Genomic DNA, 1,522 nt, shown 5'->3' on the forward strand with positions numbered 1-1,522 from the left:
CCGCCGCGCAACGCCCGGGGGGGCCGGGGCTGCCCGGGGCCCCCCCCCCCCCCCCCCCCCGGCCCGGGTTGGGCCCCCCCCGGCGGCCAAACCGCCGAAACCATTGGCATTCCGCCCCGGAAAGGTGTAGGGTGCCCCCGACTGTGTTTGCGAAGGGTCACTGTGAATCGTGGCCTGATGCGGTAGATCCACCGATCCGCTACATCTTTTCACCTCGCTCTCCTTGCAACCCCAGTCGCGCGGCGGGATGTTCCCGTCAGCGATACTTTTATATGTTTCAAGGAGTTAGTTATGTCGGATCGTCAGATCGGTACCGTGAAGTGGTTCAATGACGCCAAGGGCTTCGGCTTCATCAGCCGCGAGAACGGTGAGGACGTGTTCGTCCACTTCCGTTCCATCCAGGGCACCGGCTTCAAGTCCCTGCAGGAAGGCCAGAAGGTCTCCTTCAAGCTCGTCAAGGGCCAGAAGGGCATGCAGGCTGACGAAGTGCAGCCCATGTAATCCAAGTCCCTTCGGACTGAGCGAAGCCCCGGGTGGAAACGCCCGGGGCTTTTCTTTTGGCGCGCCGGCCATCGTATGCTTCAGGGAATCCCCTAGCATGGAAGCCGGCATGTACACCCTGTACTACTCCCCCGGCGCGGCCAGCCTGGTCGTGCATTGGCTCTTGCTCGAGATCGGCGCCAAGCACGAGCTGCGCAAGCTCGACCTCGCCGCCGGCGAGCACAAGCGCCCCGAATACCTCGCGCTCAACCCGCTCGGCGTGGTGCCGACCCTGCTGATCCACGGCGAACCGGTGTCGGAAGCGGCGGCGCTGGTGCTGCACCTGGCCGACGCCCACCCGAATTTCGGCCTCGCGCCCGAACCGGGCAGCATCGAGCGGGCGCGCTACTACCAGTGGGTGCTGTTCCTCGCGAACACGATGCAGCCGGCCTTCCGAACCTGGTTCTACGCGCAGGAGGCCGCCGGCGAAGCCAACGCCGAGGCGGCCAAGGCGCGCGCCCGCGAACGCATCGAGGCCGCCTGGGACCACATCGAGGCGCACCTGGCCAAGCGGGGTCCCTACCTGCTGGGTCCGTCGGTGAGCGCCGCCGATTTCCTGCTGGCGATGCTGATGCGCTGGTCGCGCAACATGCCGCGCCCGGCCACCGACTGGCCGCAGCTCGGCGCGCTGGCCCAGCGCATGAAGGCGCGCCCGTCCTTCCGCCTGCTCTACGAGCGCGAAGGCCTGACCGAATGGGCCTGAGCCGGTGACGCCCGCCGGCGCCGTGCTGCTGGCCGGCGCCACCGGCCTGGTCGGCGGCAGCGTGCTGTCGCGGGCGCTCGCGGTGGCCGACGGGCCCCGCGTCGTGGCGCCGGTGCGGCGGCCGCTGGCGCATGCGCACCCGCGGCTTTCGGCCCTGGTGGCCGATCTGTCGGCGGGCACCGACGTGCTGTCGGCCGCGGTTGCCGCGGTCGCGCCGCAGGTGTCGGCTTACTAAAAACGGCATAAACTAAGCCTCATGCGGCAGCATAGGCACATGTG

Annotated in this window: 3 protein-coding genes; all 3 read left to right on the plus strand. The window is 68.5% G+C overall.

All coding sequences use genetic code 11. The features are described from left to right. Nucleotides 1-291 precede the first annotated feature (291 nt). The 3 genes from ACE3Q2_RS03115 to ACE3Q2_RS03125 all read left to right on the plus strand — a co-directional run bounded on the left by ACE3Q2_RS03115 (nt 292) and on the right by ACE3Q2_RS03125 (nt 1,478). A complete protein-coding gene (locus ACE3Q2_RS03115; protein WP_026816018.1) occupies nt 292-501 on the plus strand; it encodes a cold-shock protein in 210 nt (69 codons plus the stop codon). A gap of 97 nt (nt 502-598) precedes the next feature. Further along, nucleotides 599-1,243, plus strand: coding sequence for a glutathione S-transferase family protein (locus ACE3Q2_RS03120; protein WP_231696108.1), 645 nt, complete (start codon nt 599-601; stop codon nt 1,241-1,243). A 4-nt stretch (nt 1,244-1,247) separates the two neighbouring features. Continuing rightward, entirely contained in the window at nt 1,248-1,478 is a 231-nt protein-coding gene (locus ACE3Q2_RS03125; RefSeq protein WP_374472690.1) for a hypothetical protein, read from the plus strand. The last annotated feature ends 44 nt before the right edge of the window (nt 1,479-1,522 follow it).

This window comes from Arenimonas sp. (genome assembly GCF_041913985.1).
Taxonomy (GTDB): Bacteria; Pseudomonadota; Gammaproteobacteria; order Xanthomonadales; family Xanthomonadaceae; genus Arenimonas.